Annotated in this window: 19 protein-coding genes; 7 read left to right on the top strand and 12 right to left on the bottom strand. The window is 70.3% G+C overall.

Annotated elements, in window-relative coordinates:
- Positions 1-161 precede the first annotated feature (161 nt).
- Positions 162-938, bottom strand: a complete 777-nt coding sequence (locus IAG44_RS23095; RefSeq protein WP_187748972.1) for a metallophosphoesterase family protein — start codon at positions 936-938, stop codon at positions 162-164.
- Complete coding sequence (locus tag IAG44_RS23090) at positions 935-3,949, bottom strand: FAD-binding and (Fe-S)-binding domain-containing protein (RefSeq protein ID WP_187748971.1); 3,015 nt, start codon at positions 3,947-3,949, stop codon at positions 935-937. Before IAG44_RS23090 ends, IAG44_RS23095 begins: the two co-directional genes overlap by 4 nt.
- A 194-nt stretch (positions 3,950-4,143) precedes the next feature.
- Here IAG44_RS23090 and serC point away from each other — a divergent pair, with 194 nt between their 5' ends.
- Positions 4,144-5,262, top strand: a complete 1,119-nt coding sequence (gene serC / locus IAG44_RS23085; RefSeq protein ID WP_187748970.1) for a phosphoserine transaminase — start codon at positions 4,144-4,146, stop codon at positions 5,260-5,262.
- 132 nt (positions 5,263-5,394) lie between these two features.
- Here serC and IAG44_RS23080 read toward each other — a convergent pair whose 3' ends face one another.
- From IAG44_RS23080 to IAG44_RS23070, 3 genes are all read right to left on the bottom strand, one after another.
- Positions 5,395-6,933 (bottom strand): cellulase family glycosylhydrolase, encoded by a 1,539-nt coding sequence (locus IAG44_RS23080; protein WP_187748969.1) that lies wholly within the window; start codon positions 6,931-6,933, stop codon positions 5,395-5,397.
- Between the two features lie 105 nt (positions 6,934-7,038).
- Complete coding sequence (locus IAG44_RS23075) at positions 7,039-7,860, bottom strand: ABC transporter permease (protein ID WP_187748968.1); 822 nt, start codon at positions 7,858-7,860, stop codon at positions 7,039-7,041.
- A complete protein-coding gene (locus IAG44_RS23070; protein ID WP_187748967.1) occupies positions 7,857-8,834 on the bottom strand; it encodes an ATP-binding cassette domain-containing protein in 978 nt (325 codons plus the stop codon). The genes IAG44_RS23075 and IAG44_RS23070 overlap by 4 nt, the downstream gene beginning before the upstream one ends.
- A 361-nt stretch (positions 8,835-9,195) precedes the next feature.
- Between IAG44_RS23070 and IAG44_RS23065 the strand changes: the two genes are divergently transcribed.
- Positions 9,196-9,984: a TetR/AcrR family transcriptional regulator gene (locus IAG44_RS23065; protein WP_187748966.1), complete on the top strand. Its 789-nt coding sequence runs from the start codon at positions 9,196-9,198 to the stop codon at positions 9,982-9,984.
- Positions 9,985-10,097: 113 nt separating this feature from the next.
- Here the strand turns inward: IAG44_RS23065 and IAG44_RS23060 are convergent, their stop codons facing one another.
- Positions 10,098-11,066: a WD40 repeat domain-containing protein gene (locus IAG44_RS23060; RefSeq protein ID WP_187748965.1), complete on the bottom strand. Its 969-nt coding sequence runs from the start codon at positions 11,064-11,066 to the stop codon at positions 10,098-10,100.
- 88 nt (positions 11,067-11,154) lie between these two features.
- On the opposite strand from IAG44_RS23060, the gene IAG44_RS23055 reads away from it, so the two are divergent.
- Positions 11,155-11,832, top strand: coding sequence for a GDSL-type esterase/lipase family protein (locus IAG44_RS23055; protein ID WP_187748964.1), 678 nt, complete (start codon positions 11,155-11,157; stop codon positions 11,830-11,832).
- A gap of 38 nt (positions 11,833-11,870) precedes the next feature.
- On the opposite strand, the gene IAG44_RS23050 is transcribed toward IAG44_RS23055, so the two are convergent.
- Positions 11,871-12,605, bottom strand: coding sequence for an aminoglycoside adenylyltransferase family protein (locus tag IAG44_RS23050; protein ID WP_223006803.1), 735 nt, complete (start codon positions 12,603-12,605; stop codon positions 11,871-11,873).
- Between the two features lie 170 nt (positions 12,606-12,775).
- Here IAG44_RS23050 and IAG44_RS23045 point away from each other — a divergent pair, with 170 nt between their 5' ends.
- On the top strand, positions 12,776-13,360 hold the full coding sequence (locus IAG44_RS23045; RefSeq protein ID WP_187748963.1) for a Uma2 family endonuclease: 585 nt from the start codon (positions 12,776-12,778) through the stop codon (positions 13,358-13,360).
- 70 nt (positions 13,361-13,430) lie between these two features.
- Here IAG44_RS23045 and IAG44_RS23040 read toward each other — a convergent pair whose 3' ends face one another.
- Positions 13,431-14,360, bottom strand: a complete 930-nt coding sequence (locus IAG44_RS23040) for a nuclear transport factor 2 family protein (RefSeq protein ID WP_187748962.1) — start codon at positions 14,358-14,360, stop codon at positions 13,431-13,433.
- 164 nt (positions 14,361-14,524) lie between these two features.
- Here IAG44_RS23040 and IAG44_RS23035 point away from each other — a divergent pair, with 164 nt between their 5' ends.
- The gene (locus tag IAG44_RS23035) at positions 14,525-15,517 is read left to right on the top strand and encodes an aldo/keto reductase (RefSeq protein ID WP_187748961.1); all 993 of its coding nucleotides are present in this window, start codon (positions 14,525-14,527) and stop codon (positions 15,515-15,517) included.
- A gap of 296 nt (positions 15,518-15,813) precedes the next feature.
- Here the strand turns inward: IAG44_RS23035 and thpR are convergent, their stop codons facing one another.
- The gene (gene thpR / locus IAG44_RS23030; RefSeq protein ID WP_187748960.1) at positions 15,814-16,386 is read right to left on the bottom strand and encodes an RNA 2',3'-cyclic phosphodiesterase; all 573 of its coding nucleotides are present in this window, start codon (positions 16,384-16,386) and stop codon (positions 15,814-15,816) included.
- Positions 16,387-16,420: 34 nt separating this feature from the next.
- Between thpR and IAG44_RS23025 the strand changes: the two genes are divergently transcribed.
- Positions 16,421-16,939, top strand: a complete 519-nt coding sequence (locus IAG44_RS23025; RefSeq protein WP_187748959.1) for a GNAT family N-acetyltransferase — start codon at positions 16,421-16,423, stop codon at positions 16,937-16,939.
- A 143-nt stretch (positions 16,940-17,082) separates the two neighbouring features.
- On the opposite strand, the gene IAG44_RS23020 is transcribed toward IAG44_RS23025, so the two are convergent.
- Both IAG44_RS23020 and IAG44_RS23015 read right to left on the bottom strand, forming a co-directional pair.
- Positions 17,083-18,357 (bottom strand): MFS transporter, encoded by a 1,275-nt coding sequence (locus IAG44_RS23020; protein WP_187752829.1) that lies wholly within the window; start codon positions 18,355-18,357, stop codon positions 17,083-17,085.
- A gap of 213 nt (positions 18,358-18,570) precedes the next feature.
- Positions 18,571-19,008 (bottom strand): MarR family winged helix-turn-helix transcriptional regulator, encoded by a 438-nt coding sequence (locus tag IAG44_RS23015; RefSeq protein ID WP_187748958.1) that lies wholly within the window; start codon positions 19,006-19,008, stop codon positions 18,571-18,573.
- A 164-nt stretch (positions 19,009-19,172) separates the two neighbouring features.
- Here IAG44_RS23015 and IAG44_RS23010 point away from each other — a divergent pair, with 164 nt between their 5' ends.
- On the top strand, positions 19,173-19,355 hold the full coding sequence (locus tag IAG44_RS23010; protein WP_187748957.1) for a ribbon-helix-helix protein, CopG family: 183 nt from the start codon (positions 19,173-19,175) through the stop codon (positions 19,353-19,355).
- Positions 19,356-19,404: 49 nt separating this feature from the next.
- Here the strand turns inward: IAG44_RS23010 and IAG44_RS23005 are convergent, their stop codons facing one another.
- On the bottom strand, positions 19,405-20,811 hold the full coding sequence (locus IAG44_RS23005; RefSeq protein WP_187748956.1) for an NCS2 family permease: 1,407 nt from the start codon (positions 20,809-20,811) through the stop codon (positions 19,405-19,407).
- Positions 20,812-20,885: the final 74 nt, after the last annotated feature.

Raw genomic sequence — 20,885 nt, 5'->3', positions numbered from 1 at the left:
GGATTGCGCTGTACCTTCGATTTCGTCGAATTCCGCGTCCGGAACCCGATACCAAGAAACCTACACGCCCCTCACGCGCCTGAACGGCAAAATTGGCAAAGACGCACTGTGAATCCCCTTGGAAAAGCTGGGTGTTTCCTTTATCGTCCGCCCTGCGGCTGTCAGCCGCCTTGCGACCGCCGCCCGTCGCGCGGCCCGAACGCCTCCATAGCCATCGCGTCCGTCACCCGCGCGTGCAGATAGGTGTCCGCCCATTCGGTAATTCCCGGATACCCGCACTCCGCGACCAGTCGCTCCACGGCCGCCGGGACGTCGTACGGCGTCACCCGCAGGTCCGCCCCCGGCCCGAGGAGGCACCAGTGGGCGCCCGCGCGCCCGTACGGCATGCCGACGCTGCCGGGGTTGACGACGAGGCGGCCCTCGGCGAGGCGGAGGTAGGGCATGTGGGTGTGGCCGCAGACGACGGTGCGGACGTCGGGATCGAGGCCGGCGAAGACCTCGGTCCAGCGGGCGGGGCGGGAGTCGACGAGGACAACCTCCTCGTCGTCGCGGGGAGTTGCGTGGCAGAACAGGGTCTTCCCCAGGCCGCCGACGGTGAGTGTCAGGGTCGTCGGGAGGGAGGCGAGGAAGTCGACGTGCTCCTCGGTCAGGGCGTGTGCCGCGAACGGGCCTATGGGGTCCGGGATTTCGTCGCGGAGGCCGCGCCGGTACTCGACGAGTTCCCGGTCGGCGTTGCCCGAGACCCACCGCACGCGGTCACCCTGTTCCCTCAACAGGTCCATGACTTCGGCGGGTTGGGGCCCTGCGGCGATGTCCCCGGTGAGGACGATCAGGTCGGCTGCGGCGACGTCCGGTTCGGCCAGCACCGCTTCGAGGGCGGGCAGCACGCCGTGGATGTCGGAGAGGACGGCGACCGACTCGGCTTCCTCGTACGTCACTTGGTGTCCCTCTCCGCGTCCAGCGCCTCGGCCAGCACCTCCGCGAGGTGCCTCCCGCGCACCCCGGCCAGTTGCTCCAGCTGGGTCCGGCAGGAGAAGCCGTCGGCGAGGACGACCGCGTCCTCGGGCGCGTCCCGTACGGACGGCAGCAGTTGCTCCTCGGCGCAGGCGGCGGACACCTCGAAGTGCCCTTTCTCGAAGCCGAAGTTACCGGCCAGGCCACAGCATCCACCGCTCAGTTCCCCGCTGAGACCCGCGACTTCACGCAGGCGCCGGTCGGCGGTGTCGCCGAGGACCGCGTGCTGGTGACAGTGGGTCTGCCCGACGACCGGCCGGCCGAGCCGGGGCGGCGTCCAGTCGGGGGCGTGCTTCTCCAGCGCCTCGGCGAAGGTGAGGACGCGGGCGGCGAGGCGGGCGGCTCGCGGGTCGTCGGGGAGGAGTTCGGGGAGGTCGGTGCGGAGTGCCGCCGCGCAACTGGGCTCCAGGACGACGAAGGGCGGGAGCGCCAAGTCGTCGTCCTCGCCATCGAGTTCACCGAAGCCGCTGCCGTCACCGCCGAGTTCACCGAAGCCGCTGCCCTCGCCGCCGAGTTCGCCGAACCCCCCGCCTGCCTCCTCCCGCAGCTCCTCGGGCGGGATCAGGTACGGGTCGAGCAGATCCAGCGTCTCCCGCAACACCGTACGCGCCCGGTCCAGTTGGCCGGTGGAGACGTAGGTCAGCCCGCAGCACACCTTGCCCCGCCGCACCGTCCACGGCGCCGTTCCGCCCTTCCAGCGCACGGTCGGCGGCAGCAGCACGGTCATCCCGGCGGCTTCGAGCACCCGAACTGCCGCTTTGCCGACGTCTGGTGACAGGTGTTCAGTGAAGGTGTCCGGCCACAGGACGACCATCGCCCCCGGCTGCCGCCACGCGCCCGGCAGCCGCCGCTCGGTCCGCCCCCGTTTCAGCAGCGCCTTGAACCGGCGCCGCCACCAGCGGCTGAACGGCTCCGGCGCCACACGCGGGACCTCCCGCTCGGGCGCGACCCCGCCGAGCCACTTCCCCAGCGCGGCCAACGGCCATACGGCGGCCAGGGAGTTGACGAGTCGGGCGGTGCGGGTGCGTGCGATCCAGCGCAGCCACAGGGGCAGTCGGCCCATGCTGTGGTGGGCGGCGGGGCGGCGCCGGTCTTTGTAGTGGTGGTGAAGGAACTCGGCCTTGTAGGTGGCCATGTCGACGCCGACGGGGCAGTCCGAGCGGCAGCCCTTGCAGGAGAGGCAGAGGTCGAGGGCGTCGCGGACCTCGGTGGACCGCCAGCCGTCGGTGACGAGTTCACCGGCGAGCATCTCGTGCAGCAGCCTCGCCCGGCCCCGCGTGGAGTGCGCCTCCTCGCCGGTCACGCGGAACGACGGGCACATGACGGCGGGGCCCGACGCCGTCGTCGTCCGGCACTTCGCGACGCCCACGCAGCGGCGGACGGCGGCGGAGAAGTCGCCGTCGTCGTCCGGGTAGCCGAAGACGACCGGGACGGGTTCGCGGGGCAGCGGGGCGAAGCGGAGGTTCGCGTCGAGCGGGGCTGGGCGTACGAGTACTCCGGGGTTGAGGAGGTCGTCGGGGTCCCACAGGGCCTTGACGCGCGCAAAGAGGGCGACCATCTCCTCCCCGTACATCCTGGGTAGTAGTTCGGCGCGGGCCTGGCCGTCGCCGTGTTCCCCGGAGAGGGAGCCGCCGTGGGCGACGACGAGGTCGGCCAGCTCCTCGGAGAACCGGCGGAAGCGGGCGATGCCGGGGCCGGTGAGGAGGTCGAAGTCGATCCGGACGTGGATGCAGCCGTCACCGAAGTGCCCGTAGGGGGTGCCCCGTAGTCCGTGCGCGGCGAGCAGGCTCCGGAAGCCGCGCAGGTAGGGGCCGAGGCGGGCCGGGGGCACGGCGCAGTCCTCCCAGCCGGGCCATGCCTCCGTGCCGTCCGGCATCCGGGTCGCGGTGCCGCTCGCGTCCTCGCGGACGCGCCACAGGGCGCGCTGCCGGGCGGGGTCGGTCACGACCACGGCGTCGACGGCGTCCGCCGCCCGCACGATCGCCTCGCCCCGCGCGCGGGCCTCCGCCGCCGTCTCCCCTCCGGTCTCGACGAACAGCCAGGCACCCCCACGGGGCAACCCGTAGGCCCTGGGTACGAGGTCCGCCGCCATACCTTCGACCGTCAGGGGCCCGTACGGCAGCAGCCCGGCCGCCGCCTCCGCCGCGCCGCCCTCGTCGCCGTAGCCGAGGACCGCGAGGGCCCGCGCGCGCGGGGACTCGACGAGGCGCACGGCGGCCCGGGTGAGGACCGCGAGCGTGCCCTCGGAGCCGCAGTAGGCGCGGGCGGTGTCGGCGCCCTTCTCCGGGAGCAGCGCGTCCAGGGCGTACCCGGAGATCCTGCGGGGCAGTTCGGGGAAGCCGGTGCGCAGGCGGGCCAGTTCGGTGTCGACCAGCCGGCGTAGTCCCTCGGGGGTACCGGACCAGTCCGGGCCGAGGGTCAGCCGGGCGCCGCGCGCGGTGACGACGTCCAGGGTGAGGACGTTGTCGGCGGTCGTCCCCCAGGCCACCGAGTGCGAGCCGCAGGAGTTGTTGCCGATCATGCCGCCGAGGGTGCAGCGGCTGTGGGTGGAGGGGTCGGGGCCGAAGCGCAGGCCGTGCGGGGCGGCGGCGTCCTGGAGGCGGTCGAGGACCAGGCCGGGCTGGACCACGGCGGTACGGGTGGCGGGGTCCAGGTCGAGGACGCGGTTCATGTGCCGGGTGAAGTCAAGCACCACCCCGGTCCCGGTGGCCTGCCCGGCGATGGAGGTGCCCCCTCCCCTGGGTACTACGGGTACTGCGTGCTCCCGGCAGATCTCCAGGGCGGCGGCCACGTCGGCGTCGTCCTTCGGAGCCACCACCCCGGCCGGGACCCGCCGGTAGTTGGAGGCGTCCATGGTGACCAGGGCGCGGGAGGTGGTGTCGAAGCCGACGTCGCCTCGGAGGGCCTTGCGCAGATCCGCTTCCAGGTTCGGCATGGGTACAGGAAATCAGGCCGGGCGCCCCAGAACAGCGGTCGAGCGGTTCAAGATCCCCCAAGGAACATCCCGTCATACCTGCGAGGTAGCACCCCGCGCACCTGGGAAGCGGTACCCCGTCGGGCGTCCCGCACCACGTCTCACCCGACGGACCACGTTTCGCTCACGTTTCCCCTACGGGCTACCCTCCCCCCGTGGCTGAGATCCGGATTCCCTCTGACATCAAGCCCGCGGACGGTCGTTTCGGCGCGGGTCCCTCCAAGGTGCGGACTGAGGCGCTGGACGCCCTCGCCGCCACAGGCGCATCCCTCCTGGGTACCTCCCACCGCCAGGCCCCGGTGAAGAACCTGGTCGGCGAAGTCCGCGAGGGCATCTCCGAGCTGTTCTCCCTACCTGAGGGCTACGAGGTCGTCCTCGGCAACGGCGGCTCGACCGCGTTCTGGGACGTCGCGACCCACGGTGTGATCGAGAACAAGTCGCAGCACCTCACGTTCGGCGAGTTCAGCTCCAAGTTCGCGAAGGCGGCCAAGCTCGCCCCCTGGCTGGCCGAGCCCACCGTGATCTCCTCCGACCCCGGCACGCACCCCGAGGCTCAGGCCGAGGCCGGGGTCGACGTGTACGCGTTCACCCACAACGAGACGTCGACGGGCGTCGCGGCCCCGATCCAGCGCGTCGCGGGCGCCGACGAGGGCGCGCTCGTCCTGGTCGACGCGACCTCCGGCGCGGGCGGCCTCCCGGTCGACATCGCCGAGACGGACGTCTACTACTTCGCCCCGCAGAAGTCCTTCGCCTCCGACGGCGGCCTGTGGATCGGCGTCTTCTCCCCGGCCGCGATCGAGCGCGCCGAGCGCGTCCACGCGTCCGGCCGGCACGTCCCGGAATTCTTCAGCCTCCCGACGGCGATCGACAACTCCCGCAAGAACCAGACGTACAACACCCCCGCGCTCTCCACCCTGTTCCTGCTGAACGAGCAGCTCAAGTGGATCAACGGGCAGGGGGGCCTCTCCTTCTCCACCGCCAGGACGAAGGACTCTTCCACCCGTCTCTACACCTGGGCCGAAGAGTCGAAGCACGCGACGCCGTTCGTCACCGACCCGGCGAAGCGCTCGCAGGTCATCGGCACGATCGACTTCGCGGACGACATCGACGCCTCGGCGATCGCCAAGGCCCTGCGCGCCAACGGCATCGTCGACACCGAGCCCTACCGCAAGCTCGGCCGCAACCAGCTGCGCGTCGCCATGTTCCCGGCGATCGACCCGGCGGACGTCGAAGCGCTCACCAAGTGCATCGACTTCGTGATCGACAGCCTCTGACTCCCTTGCCGCACGGCACAGTTGGACGACGGCCAGGCGGACGACACGCAAGCGCACGCCGCACCAGCCGACGCCGCGCAAGCGGACGACGTTGAAGGGCGCCCGGTGAACTCCGGGCGCCCTTCGCGCTGTTCAGGCCGCCGTGCAGGTGAGGCTCGGCGCACTGGCCCCGCCGGGCGCGGCCCCGAACCCGAAGGTGGCCGAACTCCCCGCCGACAAGGCCCCGTTGTGGGCCGCGTTGACCGCGTTCACCGCCGCCCCGCTCTGGGTGTACGAGGCGTTCCACATGCTGGAGATCTGCTGGGAGCCGGGGAAGTTCCAGGCGACCTTCCAGGACGAGATGGCCGCGGTCCCCGAATTCACCACTTTCACCTCGGCGTTGAAGCCGCCGCCCCAGTCGCTGCTGACGGTGTAGGTCGCGGTGCAGGCCGCGGACCCACCGCCACCACCGCCACCACCTCCGCCGCCTCCGCCCCCTCCGCCGCCTCCGCCGCCGACCGGCGGGAAGGCCGGCGCCTTGACGCTCGCGAGGTAGCCGTCCTTGACGGTGTCGACGGTCTGCCAGTCGTCCTTCAGAATCCCGCCGGTGTCACCGGAGTTGGGGTTCCACGACCAGAAGGTCCAGTGGAAGGAGTCGGCCCCGTACGTCGAGGTCGGACGCAGGTAACTCACCAGCGCGGCAAGCCACTTCTGGTCCACGGACGCCTGGAGCGTCGTGCCGAACTCGCCCACCCACACCGGGGCGATGTTCTGCTTGAAGATGTAGCCCCAGTACTTGTCCCAGATCCCCGGCATGTTGTTCGGGAAGGTGGGGTCGTTGAACCAGCTCTGCTGGGCGACGCTGGTCGCGTAGTCATGCGCCGAGTACACCACCCGGTTGGCAACGGAGAGTTGGACCGGATACTGGGCGACGCCCATCAGGTTTCCGCCCCACCAGCCCGACACGCCGTTGAAGGTCTGGACGCCCTCGACGAAGATCAGCAGGTTCGGGTTGACCGACAGGACCGCGTTGCCCGCGCGCTGGGCAGCCAGCCGCCAGTCGGTCGCCGTGTCGCCGCAGCCCCAACAGGCGGGATCGTGCGGCTCGTTGTGCAGGTCGATGCCCACGACGGTCGGGTTACCGGCGTAACGGGACGCCAGGGACTTCAAGTTGGCGATCCACGTCGACTCCGGGACGGCGGCCGTGTACCAGAGCGCGGACTGCCCGCCGGAGTCCGGACGGTGCCGGTCGAGGATGACGCGCAGACCGTCCTGACCGGCGTACGACACGATCTTGTCAAGCACACCAAGGGAGTTGAGCCCTTGCAGGTCCGCGTTCTTGCCACCGGAGAAGTCGATGCTGTTGGGGACGGTCGAGGCTTTGAAGATGTCGTCGCTGAACGGGATGCGGATCGTGTTGTAGCCCACCGACTTCATCTGGTCGATCATGCTCTTGTAGTCGCGCGACCACAGGCCGTGGACCACGTAGTTGCCGGTCTCGAAGCCGAACCAGTTGATCCCGGCGACCCTGACCGGCTGCCCGGCCGCGTCCAGGATCTGACGGCCGCTGGTGTGCCAGTACCCGGCTCCGGGTGCCTCGGCGGCCCGCGCCGGCTGCACGGCCGTCAGACCCAACGGCACCAGTAACGCGGCTGCCACCGCGCACAGCGCTCTTCGCACGTTGCGGAACATGTCCCTTGCTCCCCTCGGAGGCGCGGATCCGGAACGGTGGGAGCGCTCCCACACCCGCACCTCCCAGGGAAGACCGGTCCCTTCATCCCGTCAAGGCGTACGACATCACTTCCCGAGCTTCCTGAACCTCCCCACCGCCAGCGGAAGGAAGACGGCGGTCAGCACCAACGGCCATACACCGGCCATGAGTTGAGCGTGCTGTTCGACCCAGGTGTCACCCACCCCGCCCGGCGCCCCGAGCAGGTCCCGGACCGCCGCGGCGGTCGCGGAGATCGGGTTCCACGCGGCCACGAACCCCAGCCAGTCCGGCATGAGTTGGGGCGCGACGAACACGCTGGAGATCATCGTGAGCGGGAACGCCACCGCGAACAGCCCGCCCGCCGCCTCGGGGTTGGGCACGATCAGGCCGAGCCACACCCCGAGCCAGATCAGCGACATGCGCAGCCACAGCAGCAGTCCGACGGCGGCGACGAATCCCCAACCCCCGTCCGGACGCCAGCCCATGGCGAACGCGGTGGCCATCATGATGCCCAACTCCGCGCAGGCGCCCAGGAGATCGGTGACCCCGCGTCCGGCGACCACCGCCGAGGACGCCATCGGCATGGAGCGGAACCGGTCGATGACACCCTTCTGGGCGTCGTACACGACGACCGTCGCGGTGTTGATGAAGCCGAACGCCATCGTCATGACGAACATGCCGGGCATCAGGAAGTCCTTGTAGTCCCCGCCGCCCGGCACCCGCATCGCGCTGCCGAAGACATAGCCGTAGAGCAGGACGGAGAGGATCGGGAAGCCCAACTGCCAGAGGATGTTGACCGGTTGGCGCCGGTAGTGGGTGAGTCCCCGGCGGACCAGGTTCCAGCAGTCGGCCGCGGCCCAGTACGCGCGGCCGTGCGGGCGGGGCGGGGTCAGGTCGAGCGCGCTCACGCGACTCCCTCCTTCGTCGTCGGGGCCGCCTGCGCGCGATGGCCGGTCAGGCGCAGGAAGACGTCGTCGAGGCTCGGCCTGCGCAGTCCGATGTCCTCCGCCTTCACGCCCTCGTCCTGAAGGGTGCGGGCCACCGCGGTCAGCGCCGCGACCCGGTCGGTGACCGCGGCGTGGACCCTCAACTCGCCCTCGTCCACCTCCGGTTCGCCGTCCGACACCCGGGCGAGCACCTTCACCGCCCGCTGTATGTCGGCGCGTTCGGCGAGCACGACCTCGATGCGGTCACCGCCGATCATGTCCTTCAGGCCGTCGGGGGTGTCGTCGGCGATGGCCCGGCCTTGGTCGAGCACGGTGACGCGGGAGGCCAGCCGGTCCGCCTCCTCCAGGTACTGCGTGGTGAGCAGGACCGTCGTGCCGTCGGCCACCAACGCCCGTACGGATTCCCAGACTTCACCCCTGCTGCGGGGGTCGAGGCCGGTCGTCGGCTCATCGAGGAAGAGGACGGCGGGGGCCAGGATCATCGACGCGGCGAGGTCGAGGCGGCGCCGCATGCCGCCGCTGTAGCCGTCGACGCCCCGGTCGGCGGCCTCGGTCAGGCCGAAGCGCTCCAGGAGTTCGGCGGCGCGCTGCCGGGCCCGCCTGCCGCCGAGGTGGAAGAGGCGGCCGAACATCTCCAGGTTCTGCCGCCCGGTCAGGACCTCGTCGACCGCCGCGTACTGGCCCGTCAGCCCGATCCGGGCCCGCACCTCGCGCGCCCTGCGGACGACGTCGAGGCCCGCGACCTCCGCCCGGCCGCCGTCGGGCCTGCGCAGGGTGGCCAGGATGCGGACGGCGGTGGTCTTGCCGGCTCCGTTCGGGCCGAGCAGCCCGTGCACCGTGCCCTCGCGGACGGCCAGGTCGAAGCCGTCGAGGGCGGGTTTTCCGGCGTAACTCTTGCGTAATGCCTCGGCGCGGACGGCGTACGCGGTGTCCATGGGATCCCCTCGCTCGGTGGTCGTAACTCTCGGGTCGTGGCTCTCGGGTCGTGGCTCTCGGGTCGTGGCTCTCGGGTCGTGGCTCTCAGGAGGTAGCTCTCGGGAGGTAGCTCTCAGGGTCTGACCCTCAGGAGGTAGCCCTCAGGGCGTGCCTCCCAGGGCGTGCCTCTCAGGTACTGGCCCGCAAGCGGTAGCTCTCGGGAGGTAGCCCACAAGCGCAACCCCGCAGGCCGCACGCCTCGGACAGCCCAGAGAGCCCAGACAGCCCGGACGGCTCCCGCCCACCCGATAACCGAGTACACCGTACCCGATAACGCGTACGTCGTACCCGATTTTTTCTCCCGGAACTAGACTGAGCCCCATGACGAGCGGCACGGAGACCACGGAGACCGGCGACACCGGCGACGACACCCACTGCCAGGACCGGATCACGCGCACGCTCGAACTCCTCTGGGAGGGCGCCCGGCGCCCCGCGCGCGGCCCGAAGCCGACGCTCACCCTGGACCGGATCGTCGAGACGGCGGTCGAACTCGCCGACCGGGAGGGCCTGGACGCGGTGTCGATGCGCCGGGTCGCGGCCGAACTCGGCACGGGAGCGATGTCGCTCTACCGCTACGTCCCCGGCAAGTCGGAACTCGTCGAACTGATGCTGGACCGGGTGAACCGCCCCTCGCAGGACCCGGACGACCTCGGCGACGGCACCTGGCGGGCCGCCCTGGAGGCCATGGCCCGCTCCATGCTCGCCCTCTACCACCGCCACCCCTGGGTGCTCCCCGCCAGCCGCACCCGCCCGCTGCTCGGACCGAGCGCGCTGGACGGCTTGGAGAAGGTGCTGGCCCGCATCCGCCCGATGGGGCTCGCCGATACCGAACTCGTATCGGTGATCATCATGCTGGAGGGCTACGTCGTCGGCGCCGCGCGCACGCAGGTGTACTACCAGGAGGCCGAGCGCACCTCGGGTATGACGACCTCGGACTTCTACGAGGCCCAGTCCCCCTACATCTCAAGGATGATGGAGACGGGCCGCTACCCGGTCCTCGCCTCCCTCGACCCCGACACCTGGACCTCCGACTTCGACCACTTCGACTTCGGCCTCCAGCGCATCCTGGACGGCCTCGAAACGCTCGTCACCCGCCGCGCCCAGGAGTGACCCGCACCGCCGAGGCGACGGCACGCGTCGGCCGCGGCCCGCCACCCGCCCCTGACACACCGGCCACCCCCGGCCACCCCCGGCTGACGACCGGCTGCCGCCTCCCCGGCACGTCAGCTGCGGCGCAGCAGCCGTCTCAGACCGAACACGGCGGCGCAGGCGACGGCGACGGCGATCGCCCCCTTCGTCACCCCGCCCCCGGAGTCGCCGCCCGACTCGGAGCCGGTGGCGGACGAACTCCCCTTGGAGGGCGAGGACTTGTCGGCGCCGGGAGCGTCACGGGCGACCACGCCGCTCTGCTCGCCCTCGCTGCCGAACAGCAGCTTCTTGCCGTCGGCGGAGTAGGTGACGGACTCGCCCTGCCGTTGCAGGGGGACGTCGAGGCGGCCGGTCTTCTTGATCCGGCCGCCGTTCCAGTCGTAGGCGATACCTCCGAAGTACCCCCGTACGGCGAGCTGTCGCCCGTCCGGGGAGAGCGCGGCGTCGGTGGCCCAGAGGTCTACGGGTACTACGGGACGGAAGATGTTGTCGCCGGAGGCGGAGAGCCTGGCCGGGCCCTCGTAGAGGTGACCGCCGTCCTCCTTCTTGTCGACGATGTAGACCCGGCCCGTCTTCGGGTCGACGACCATCGACTCGGCGTCCCGCCCGCCGTCGGAGTACTTGACGATGTACTGGGTCGCCCGGACCGTCTGGTCCTTGAGTACCTTCGGCTCGGGCAGCCGGTAGATCCAGTAGTACGGCCAGCGCCCGCCGAAGTTGTCCCCGATGTCCCCTACATAGATCTGGTTGTCGGGGCCGATGGAGATCGCCTCGACGTCGCGCGGGGTGCCGATGCCGCGCAGTGTGAGCGTGGCGACCGTCTCGCCGGTGGCGCTGTCGACGGCGTAGATCTGCGGGCCGTACCCGCCGCTGTCGTTGTGCGTCCAGTACACGCCCGGGTGCTGGCGGGAGGCCGCGAGGCCGCTGGACTCCTTGATCCGCGGGTCCTTGATGGTGAAGCCGCCGTCATCGGCGGAGGCGGGCGCGGCGAGGGCCCCCACGAGCAGGAACCCGGCGAGGACGGCGAACGACGGTCGGCGCATGCTCCCAGCCTGCCATCCCGCCCGGTGCGACACACGAGGTGTCGGGACTCACACCCCGCCCCCGGCGGTGATCGTTCATCATGAGCGGATGCTCAGGTTCATGCCCGTCGGTGATTCCATGACGATCGGCAGCGCGGGCGACCACACGTGGCGGTACCGCCTCTGGCGGCACCTGTGCGCCACGTACGGCGGCCCGTTCACGCTGGTCGGGCCGCGCGAGACGCTGTACGACCAGGGGGCGGACGCGCCCGTCTCGTACGCCTACGCCGACCCCGACTTCCCCTGCGGGCACCTCGCCGGCTGGGGCGAGGGCTGGCTGCACATGGCCCCGCTGATCGGCGACGCGGTGCGCGCCGGGCGCGCGGATGTGCTGCTCGTCTCGCTGGGCCTGATCGACCTGGGTTTCTACACGAACGCGGAGCAAACGGCGCAGAACGTCCGCGCGTTCATCGCCGCGGCCCGCGCCGCCAACCCCCGCGTGCGCGCCGTCCTCCTCCCCGTCATCCCCAACGTCCGGGCCGGCGCCGATCCTTCGTTCGCCGAGCAGGTCGACCACTTCAACGAACTCCTCGCGAAGGCGGTCGCCGACCTCGACGAGCCGGGGTCCCCCCTGCTCCTCGCGTCTCTCCCTCCCTCGTACGACATCCACGTCGACACGTACGACGGGACGCATCCCAACGAGAGCGGCGAGCACAAGCTGGCGGAGGCGTTCGCGGAGGCGATGTACGAGGGGTGGGGGGTGGGCGGGCCCTACACGCAGGGGTAGGACCCGTAGTACCTCAGGGTGCCCGTAATACTCCTGAGCTACGCCGTTCTCAGCCGCTCGATCGCCTCGACCATCGCCTCCGCGCATCCCCGCGCCCCCTCCCCCAGCTCCCCCGTACCTCCCAGGTATGCCTCCCGGGCCCGTGCCAGTACCGCTCTCCGCTCCGTCGGCAGCCGCTCCAGCGCCCACCCCGCGGCCTCGTCCTTCGCCCGTACCTCTCCGGTACTCAGGGTCGTCCAGATCCGGGCGAGGGTCAGCAGGACGTTGCGGGTGTCGTGGTCGAGGTCGGCCAGGAGTTCCGGGATGCCGGCGGTGATCCCGCGCAGGAGGTCGGCGTGCGGGACGGGGTCGAGGAGGGCGGCCGGGGGCGGGCCGAGGAGCGGGGCGTCCCCCTGGAGGACCATCGTGAGGAGCGGCGCCAGATCGGGGCTGACCTCACGCGCTGGCAGCACCCCCCGCTCGAAGTCACCGCGCAGCCAGTCGCCGTAGAGGAAGTCGCAGACCGGCGGATAGCGCCAGGGCCGTACGTCGTCCTGCACGACGACGGTCAACTCGACGTACCGATAGCCGCCTTGCCCGGACAAGGGAAGCAACTCCCGCAGCAGCGCACGGCGTTGACGTTCCGTCAGAGACCGCCGCACCACACCGAGCACGTCGATGTCGCTGTCCGGCCGAAGCCCGCCCAGCACCGCCGACCCATGCAGATACGCCCCGAGCAGGTCCCCCTCCCCGACGACCTCCCGCAGCAACTCCGCTTCCCTGCGCCCCAGCACGCCCACGCTCCTCCCGTCCGGCACCGTGAGAGCACGGTAGGCGGCACGGGGGCGGCGACGGCAAGCACATATGTGCGGGCCCCGCGAGCCCGTGCGTGCCCTTTCCGGCGTACGTATCGTTGTACCGCGCGGTCGCGCCCGCACGAGGGCGGCCGGGGAGGAGCGCCACGATGACCGTCCTCGACGACAGGATCGCGATGGCCGACGCCAACACGAGCAGCTTGGACGAGTGGTTCGAGCGGCTGGAGCGGATGCCCGTCCCCGAAGGATTCCGGGTCGAGATCGTCGGGGGCAGCGTCTTCATGACACCGCAGCGGGACACCCACTGGGCCATCATCCGCAGGATCGTGCGGGCGATCGAGGACAGGTTCGGGATGGACGTGGGCGTCCTGTCGGACGTCCGCATCGACTTCCCCGGCCAGGGGAACGGCTTCTGCCCGGACGTCGTCAAGCTGCGCGACTCCGCCGAGAAGACCGACGGCCGCTGGAGCCACAAGGACGTCGAGTTCGTCGCCGAGGTCATCTCCCAGGGCACCGCCGCCAACGACTACGGCCCCAAACTCACCGCGTACGCGGTCGCCGGGGTCCCCGTCTATCTGGTCGCCGACCCCTACCAGGGCCGGTGCAACCTCTACACCGACCCCACCGACGGCGACTACGCCAAGATGCTGCGGGTCGACTTCGGCAAGGACGTCGACCTGACCGGTACGGCCATCGACCTGGTCCTCAAGACCGACGGGTTCCCCAGGGACTGACCCCTAGGGGACCCAGGGGCCCGAGGAGTCCCAGGGGCCCTAGGGAGCCAGCCCTCCCCCAACTTCCGTCCTAGAACATCGTGTTGTCGTTCGCCGAGTTCTCCGGCACGTCCTGCACGACGTCCCAGTGCTCGACGATCTTCCCGCCCCGCACCCGGAACAGGTCGACGATGGCCTGTCCCCGCTGACCCGGCGCCGGGATGTAGTGGCTGTGGACGGCGACGAGGTCGCCCTCGGCGATCACCCGCTTGGGCTCGACCTTCAGCTGGGGGAACGCGGCGAAGTACCCGCCGAGCCCGGCCTTGGCGCCCGAAGTCCCGTTGGCGATGGCCGGGTTGTGCTGCTGGTAGTCGGCACCCCAGTACCGGTCGATCGCGCCGAGGTCCTTGCGCACCAGCAACTGGTCGAACGCCTTCACCACGAGCTTCTTGTTGTACGACGTCAGCCAGGGCGCGCCGGGCGCCGACGTGCCCGGCCAACTCACCGTGGAGAACATGTCGTTGCCGTTGGCGGAGGTGTCGGGCACGTTCTGCCCGGTGTCCCAGTGCTCGGCGATCTTCCCGCCCTGGAACCGGAAGATGTCGAAGACGGCACTGCCCCGACTCCCGGGCGTCATCACCACGTTGGAGTGGACGACGACCAAGTCCCCTTCGGAGATGACCCTCTTGACGTCGTACTTGGCGTCGGGGAACTGCTGGTGCACGGACGCGCCCAGGTTCTTCAGCGTCTCGGCGCCGTCGGGCGCGAACGGGTTGTGCTGGATGTAGTCGGCGCGCACGTAGCGGTCGACGACGGCCCCGTCCCCCCGCTCGAAGACACCCTTGAGGACGCGGACGGCGACGTCCTTCTGGTACGCGAGCCGGAACGGCGAGTCGACGGACGCGTGCGCGGGCCGGTCGTACGGCGAGGCGACGGCGGGCACCGCGGCGGCGGTGACCGTCAGCGCGGCGGCGGCGAGCACCGCGGCGAGGGTGCGGCGGGCGGACGTGGTGGGGGTCACGGCGTTTCCTTCCAGTGCGGAGCCAGCTTGAACTTTCAAGCTGAGATCTCGACCCCGATACTAACCACAGGAAAGCACTAACTTCTAGATAGCAGACCCGTAGATCCCGTAGTACTCAGAAGTCGCTTGCTTCGAGTCCACTCGAAGTCGTTGGCTTGAGGACCATGAAGTACACGCAGCTCGGACGCACGGGACTCAAGGTCAGCCGACTGGTCCTCGGCACGATGAACTTCGGTCCGCAGACAGACGAGGCCGACAGCCACGCGATCATGGACGCGGCGCTGGACGCGGGCATCAACTTCTTCGACACGGCGAACGTCTACGGGTGGGGCGAGGGCAAGGGCCGCACCGAGGAGATCATCGGCAACTGGTTCACGGCCGGTGGCCCCGCTCGCCGCGACAAGGTCGTCCTCGCCACCAAGGTCTACGGCAACATGGCCGCCGAGGGTGACGCCTGGCCCAACCACGACAAGCTCTCGGCGGCCAACATCCGCCGCGCGGTCGACGCCTCCCTCAAGCGGCTCCAGACCGACTACATCGACCTCTACCAGTTCCACCACATCGACCGCCTGACCCCCTTCGAGGAGATCTGGCAGGCCATCGACGTCCTGGTCCAGCAGGGCAAGATCCTCTACGCCGGTTCCTCCAACTTCCCCGGGTACAAGATCGCCCAGGCCAACGAGACGGCCGTACGCCGCGGGTCGTACGGGTTGGTCAGCGAGCAGTGCATCTACAACCTCTACGAGCGGCGCGCCGAGATGGAGGTCATCCCCGCGGCGCAGGAGTACGGCCTGGGAGTGATCCCGTGGTCGCCGCTGCACGGCGGGCTGCTCGGCGGGCTCCTCAGGAAGGCCGTCCAGGGCGGGCGCCGCGGTGAGGGCCGTGCCGCCGACACGATCAAGGACGCCGGTGTCCGCGCCCAGATCCAGGCGTACGAGGACCTGCTCGACAAGCACGGCGTCGACCCCGGCGAGGCCGCGCTGGCCTGGCTCCTCACCCGGCCCGGCGTGACCGGCCCGATCGTCGGCCCGCGTACGGCCGAGCAGTTGGAGTCGGCGATCCGCGCGGTGGAGCTGGAGCTGAGCGAGGACCTGCTGACCGGCCTGGAGGAGATCTTCCCGGGGCCGGGCCCGTCACCGGAGGCGTTCGCCTGGTAGTACGGGTCATGACGGGCAGGTAGTACGGGTACTGGAGCCGCCCCCGGCAGACGGGAAGACGACGACAGACCCTAGGGGGCCTCGGAGCCGACGGGGGATACCTCGGAGCAGTCCCCCTACCTCCCCGGTCGTACGCCCCTGAGGGGAGACGCGGGGCCGCCGCACACCGCACGCGGCCCCGCCACGCCACGACGCTTCACTTCCCCACAGCCGCCGCCACCGCCACCACGACGAACATCAGCACAAGCGCACCGGCCATGATCCGGTTCCGGGTCTTAGGATCCACGCCACCGAGCCTAACCGGCCCCGCCGAGCGCCCACCGCCCGGCCACCTCATAGCGGGGCCGCTCCCCCGTCACCCCGGACACCGGCAGGTGGCTGCGCACCAACGCCAGCTCCCCCACCCGCCACGTCCGCCCGGCGAACCGGTCGAGGACGTCGGCGTACGGCCCCGTGTCCACCGCGTCGCGCCCGCGCGCCAGCGTCAGATGGGCCTTGTACCGCCGGTGCTCCCCCATCTCCACCCCGGCCCTGCGCCCCGCCGCCTCCGCCCGCTGCGCGAGCAGCCGCAGCTCGGCCACCTCGCCCGCCACCCCGGCCCACACCACCCGCCCGTGCCCGAACTGCCCGCCCCCGCGCACGGCGAGTCCGAACGGCGTGCTGCGCCGGGCCGCGCGCTCCAGCCGGGCCGACAGCTCGGGAACGGTGTCCTCGTCGACGTCCCCGTAGAACGCGAGAGTGAGGTGCCACCCCGCCCGCTCGGTCCACCGCAGCGCCTCAGCACCCGGCAGCGCGCGCAACTCGTCCACCACGGAGGCGAGTTCGGCGGTGACGTCGTCCGGAGGCAGCACGGCGGCGAAGAGTCTCATACCCGGGATTGTCCCGCCCGGCATGATGGCCGGCATGGAGATCGCGATCCGAGAAGGCACCCCTAGGGACATCCCCGTCATACTCGCCATGCTCGACAGCGGCGTTGCGTGGCTGGCCGCGCAGGGGCGGACGGGGCAGTGGGGGTCGACGCCGCTCTCGCAGAACCCGGGAACGGTGGAGTCGGTGGCCCGGTACATGGACGAGGGCGAGACGTACATCGCGGAGGTGGACGGCGTACCGGCGGGCACCCTCACCCTCACCGACGCGCCCGGCGCCTACCTCGCCCACCTCCCACCGCCCGGCGAGCCCGAACGCTACGTCCACTGGCTGGCCAGCGACCGCCGCTTCAAGGGCACCGGCGTCGGCAGCGCCCTCCTCGCCCACGCCGCACACGCGACCCGCGACGCGGGCGTCTCCCTCCTGCGCGTCGACTGCTACGCCGGTGACGACCGCAAACTCGTCGCCTACTACGAGGCCAACGGCTTCACCCCGACCCACGCGTTCACAGTGAACGACACGTGGCCGGGACAGCTCCTGGAACGCCGGCTCTGAGAAGCCCCGGCGCCGGAGCGGGGAGGACGTACGGGGTAGGGGCGGCCCCTCTCAAGTCGTACGGGTACACCCCCGCCACCTCTGAAGTAGTACGGGTACGCCCCCGCCCCCTGAAGTAGTACGGGTACGCCCCCGCCCCCCTCTCAAGCCGCTCGGGCCAACCCCGCCGACTCGGCCCGAGGCACGAACCGCACCCGCGGATGCCCCCCGTGCCACCCGAACGACAATCGGAACCCGCCGACACGAGTCAGCACCAGCCCGATCGTGACGGCGGCCAGGAGGGCGATCGCGCCCCCTACGGCCAATCCCGCACGCACCCCGTACGCGTCGGTGATCCAGCCGGCGATGGGCGCGCCGACCGGCGATCCGCCGAGGAAGACCATCATGTAGAGGGCCATGACGCGCCCCCGCATCGCGGGATCCGTGGAGAGCTGGATCCCGGTGTTCGCGGTGACGTTGACGGTCATCCCGAACATCCCGAGCGGGATCATGAACAGCGCGAACACCCACAGCGAGGGCGCGAACGCGGCGACGACCTCGATCGCGCCGAAGGCGACGGCCGCCCCGATCAGCACCCGCATCCGCGAGGTCCCGCGCCGCGCGGCGAGCAGCGCGCCGGCCAGCGAGCCGACGGCCATCAGCGTGTTGAAGAGGCTGTACGACCCGGCGCCCGCGTGGAAGACGTCGTCGGCGAACGCGGAGAGGTAGACGGGGAAGTTGAACCCGAACGTGCCGACGAACCCGACCAGCGCGATCGTCCAGATCAGGTGGGGCCGCCCGGCGACATAGCGCAGCCCCTCGCGCAACTGCCCCTTCCCGCGCGGCGCGCGCTCGACGGCGTGCAGCTCACGCGCGCGCATGAGGAGCAGTCCGGCGATCGGCGCGACGAAGGAGAGCCCGTTGAAGAGGAACGCCCAGCCGGTGCCCACGCCGGTGATCATCAGACCGGCGACGGCGGGCCCGACGAGCCGCGCGGACTGGAAGTTCGCGGAGTTCAGGCTGACCGCGTTCTGCAGCTGGTCCGCGCCGACCATCTCGGAGACGAACGACTGGCGCGCGGGGTTGTCGACGACCGTCGCGAGGCCCACGGCGAAGGCGGCGACGTACACGTGCCACACCTGGACGTGGCCGGAGAGCGTCAGCGCGGCGAGCGCGACGCCGGCGAGGCCCATCGCCGACTGCGTGACGAGCAGGGTCCGGCGCTTGGGGAGCCGGTCGACCAGGACGCCGCCGTACAGCCCGAACAGGAGCATCGGCAGGAACTGGAGCGCGGTGGTGACGCCGACGGCCGTCGCGGAGCCGGTGAGGCTGAGGACGAGCCAGTCCTGGGCGATGCGCTGCATCCAGGTGCCGATGTTGGAGACGACCTGGCCGAGGAAGAAGAGCCGGTAGTTGCGGACCTTCAGCGAGCTGAACATCGACGCCTTGCGAACCGGCTCGGCGGCGCCGGAGGTACTACGGGTATTACGGGTACTGCCGGTACTACGGGGACTGCCGGTACTACGGGTACCGCTGGTATTACGGGTACCGCTGGTGTCCCCCGGAGGTCCCTCCGGGGTCGTACGGGTCGGTGCGGGTGCGGAGTCTGCTCCGGGTCCCGAACTCAAAACGGTTCGCCTCCTTGTGCCTGCCTATAGATGCGCGAGCTTCTCCAGCACGGGGGCGGCGGCCTTGAGCTTCGCCCACTCGTCGTCGTCGAGCTCTTCCGCCAGGCCGGCGAGGAACGCGTTCCGCTTGCGGCGGCTCTGTTCCAGCATGCTTTCGGCCTGCTCGGTCTGGGTGACTACCTTCTGGCGCCGGTCCTCGGGGTGCGGCTCCAGGCTGACGAGCCCCTTGGCCTCCAGCAGCGCGACGATGCGGGTCATCGACGGCGGCTGGACGTGCTCCTTGCGGGCGAGTTCGCCCGGGGTGGCGCTGCCGCAGCGCGACAGCGTGCCGAGCACCGACATCTCGGTGGGGCTCAGCGATTCGTCGACCCGCTGGTGCTTCAGCCTGCGGGAGAGCCGCATGACGGCCGATCTGAGGTCGTTCACGGCGGCAGCGTCGTCGTCGTGGGTGAGGTCCGGCATGTTTCTTAGCCTAACTCATTACTCTCGCTAAATACCAGTCGGGCGCGCCGAGCCGCCCGTGATACCCACCACTGGCCGCCCCCACAGCACTTTTTCACTCATACGGGTGACAGGGCCCCAGAAGCCCTCCCATCACCCCGAACCGTGCCGCGACCCTCGTACCCATGGGGACCACAGTGCTCAGCCTGCGAATAGACCACGACCTGCTCGAACGGCTCCGGCAGCACGCGGCCAGAAGAGGAATGAGCGTCCAGGACTATGTCGTCCGGACGCTCGTTCGCGATGACTTCGACGAGCGGTTCCAGGCCGCCGTCGAGGAGACGGAGAAGTTCTACGGGCTCACCTGACCCTGAGGTACTACCTGCCCTGAGGTACTACCCGCCCTGAAGTACTACCTCAGGTAAGACCCAGGGCCGGCATCAGGTAGTAGAACCCGAACACCGCGGCCACCACGTACATCGCCACCGGCACCTCCCGGCCCCGGCCCGCCGCCAGGCGCAGGACGGCGAAGGCGATGAAGCCCATGCCGATGCCGTTGGTGATGGAGTAGGTGAACGGCATCATCACCATGGTGATGAAGGCCGGGATCGCGATGGTGTGGTCGGCCCAGTCGATCTCCTTGACCGAGCCCGCGAGGATCAGGAACCCGACCGCGAGCAGCGCGGGCGTCGCGGCCTGCGAGGGCACCATCGTCGCGACCGGCGTGAGGAACAGCGCGACGGCGAAGAGCGCGCCGGTGACGAGGTTCGCGAAGCCGGTCCGCGCGCCCTCGCCGACCCCGGCGGTGGACTCGACGAAGCAGGTCGTGGCCGAGGAGGAGGTCGCGCCACCGGCGGCGACGGCGATGCCGTCGACGAACAGGACCTTGTTGATCCCCGGCATCTGACCGGACGCGTCGGTCAGCTTCGCCTCGTCCGAGACGCCCATGATCGTGCCCATGGCGTCGAAGAAGCAGGACAGCAGGACGGTGAAGACGAAGAGGATCCCCGTCAGGACGCCGACCTCGCTGAACCCACCGAAAAGGCTGACCTTGCCGATCAGCCCGAAGTCGGGGGTGGCTACGGGGTTGCCCGGCCACTTCGGGGTCGTCAGACCCCAGGACTGCACGTGTACGACCGCCTCGATGATCATCGCGAGGACGGTCATGGCGACGATGGAGATGAGGATCGCGCCCGGCACCTTGCGGACGATCAGGGCGAGGGTGAGCAGCGCGCCGAGCACGAAGACCAGTACGGGCCATCCCGTAAGGTGCCCGCCGGTGCCGAGCTGGAGCGGCACGGTCGTCCGGGCGACGTCGGGGATGCGGGTGACGAACCCGGAGTCGACGAGCCCGATCAGCATGATGAACAGGCCGATACCGATCGAGATCGCCTTGCGCAGCCCGAACGGCACCGCGTTCATGACCCGCTCGCGCAGCCCGGTCGCGACCAGCAGCATGACGATCAGACCGGCGAGGACGACCATCCCCATCGCGTCCGGCCAGGACATCCGCGGCGCGAGCTGGAGCGCGACGACGGAGTTGACGCCGAGGCCCGCGGCGAGCGCGATCGGCACGTTGCCGATGACGCCCATGAGCAGCGTGGTGAGCGCGGCGGTGAGGCAGGTCGCGGTGACCAGCTGGCCGTTGTCCAGCTGATGCCCGTACATGTCCTTCGCGCTTCCGAGAATGATCGGATTGAGCACGATGATGTACGCCATCGCGAAGAAGGTGGCGAAACCGCCCCGAACCTCCCGGGACAGCGTGCTGCCGCGTTCGGAGATCCTGAAGTAGCGGTCGACTGCGCCGGTGGTCGGGGTAGACATCGTTTGGTGGTTCCTACGACTGGAAGCGGTCACGTGTAATCGGTTTCAGTATGAACATATGACGACGGAAACAA

Origin of the sequence: Streptomyces roseirectus (genome assembly GCF_014489635.1) — a bacterium.
Classification (GTDB): Bacteria; Actinomycetota; Actinomycetes; order Streptomycetales; family Streptomycetaceae; genus Streptomyces; species Streptomyces roseirectus.
The sequence above is the reverse complement of the archived record's forward strand: the minus strand, read 5'-3'. Positions and strand labels throughout refer to the sequence as shown.

Excerpts from the sequence above, each read along its gene's own strand:
- IAG44_RS23020 (WP_187752829.1), bottom strand. The coding sequence starts at position 18,357 with ATGTTCAGCTCGCTGAAGGTCCGCAACTACCGGCTCTTCTTCCTCGGC.
- IAG44_RS23025 (WP_187748959.1), top strand. The coding sequence starts at position 16,421 with ATGGAGATCGCGATCCGAGAAGGCACCCCTAGGGACATCCCCGTCATA.
- IAG44_RS23090 (WP_187748971.1), bottom strand. The coding sequence starts at position 3,949 with ATGCCGAACCTGGAAGCGGATCTGCGCAAGGCCCTCCGAGGCGACGTC.
- IAG44_RS23070 (WP_187748967.1), bottom strand. The coding sequence starts at position 8,834 with ATGGACACCGCGTACGCCGTCCGCGCCGAGGCATTACGCAAGAGTTAC.
- thpR (WP_187748960.1), bottom strand. The coding sequence starts at position 16,386 with ATGAGACTCTTCGCCGCCGTGCTGCCTCCGGACGACGTCACCGCCGAA.
- IAG44_RS23035 (WP_187748961.1), top strand. The coding sequence starts at position 14,525 with ATGAAGTACACGCAGCTCGGACGCACGGGACTCAAGGTCAGCCGACTG.
- IAG44_RS23065 (WP_187748966.1), top strand. The coding sequence starts at position 9,196 with ATGACGAGCGGCACGGAGACCACGGAGACCGGCGACACCGGCGACGAC.
- IAG44_RS23080 (WP_187748969.1), bottom strand. The coding sequence starts at position 6,933 with ATGTTCCGCAACGTGCGAAGAGCGCTGTGCGCGGTGGCAGCCGCGTTA.
- IAG44_RS23015 (WP_187748958.1), bottom strand. The coding sequence starts at position 19,008 with ATGCCGGACCTCACCCACGACGACGACGCTGCCGCCGTGAACGACCTC.
- IAG44_RS23045 (WP_187748963.1), top strand. The coding sequence starts at position 12,776 with ATGACCGTCCTCGACGACAGGATCGCGATGGCCGACGCCAACACGAGC.
- IAG44_RS23010 (WP_187748957.1), top strand. The coding sequence starts at position 19,173 with ATGGGGACCACAGTGCTCAGCCTGCGAATAGACCACGACCTGCTCGAA.
- IAG44_RS23005 (WP_187748956.1), bottom strand. The coding sequence starts at position 20,811 with ATGTCTACCCCGACCACCGGCGCAGTCGACCGCTACTTCAGGATCTCC.
- IAG44_RS23060 (WP_187748965.1), bottom strand. The coding sequence starts at position 11,066 with ATGCGCCGACCGTCGTTCGCCGTCCTCGCCGGGTTCCTGCTCGTGGGG.
- IAG44_RS23055 (WP_187748964.1), top strand. The coding sequence starts at position 11,155 with ATGCTCAGGTTCATGCCCGTCGGTGATTCCATGACGATCGGCAGCGCG.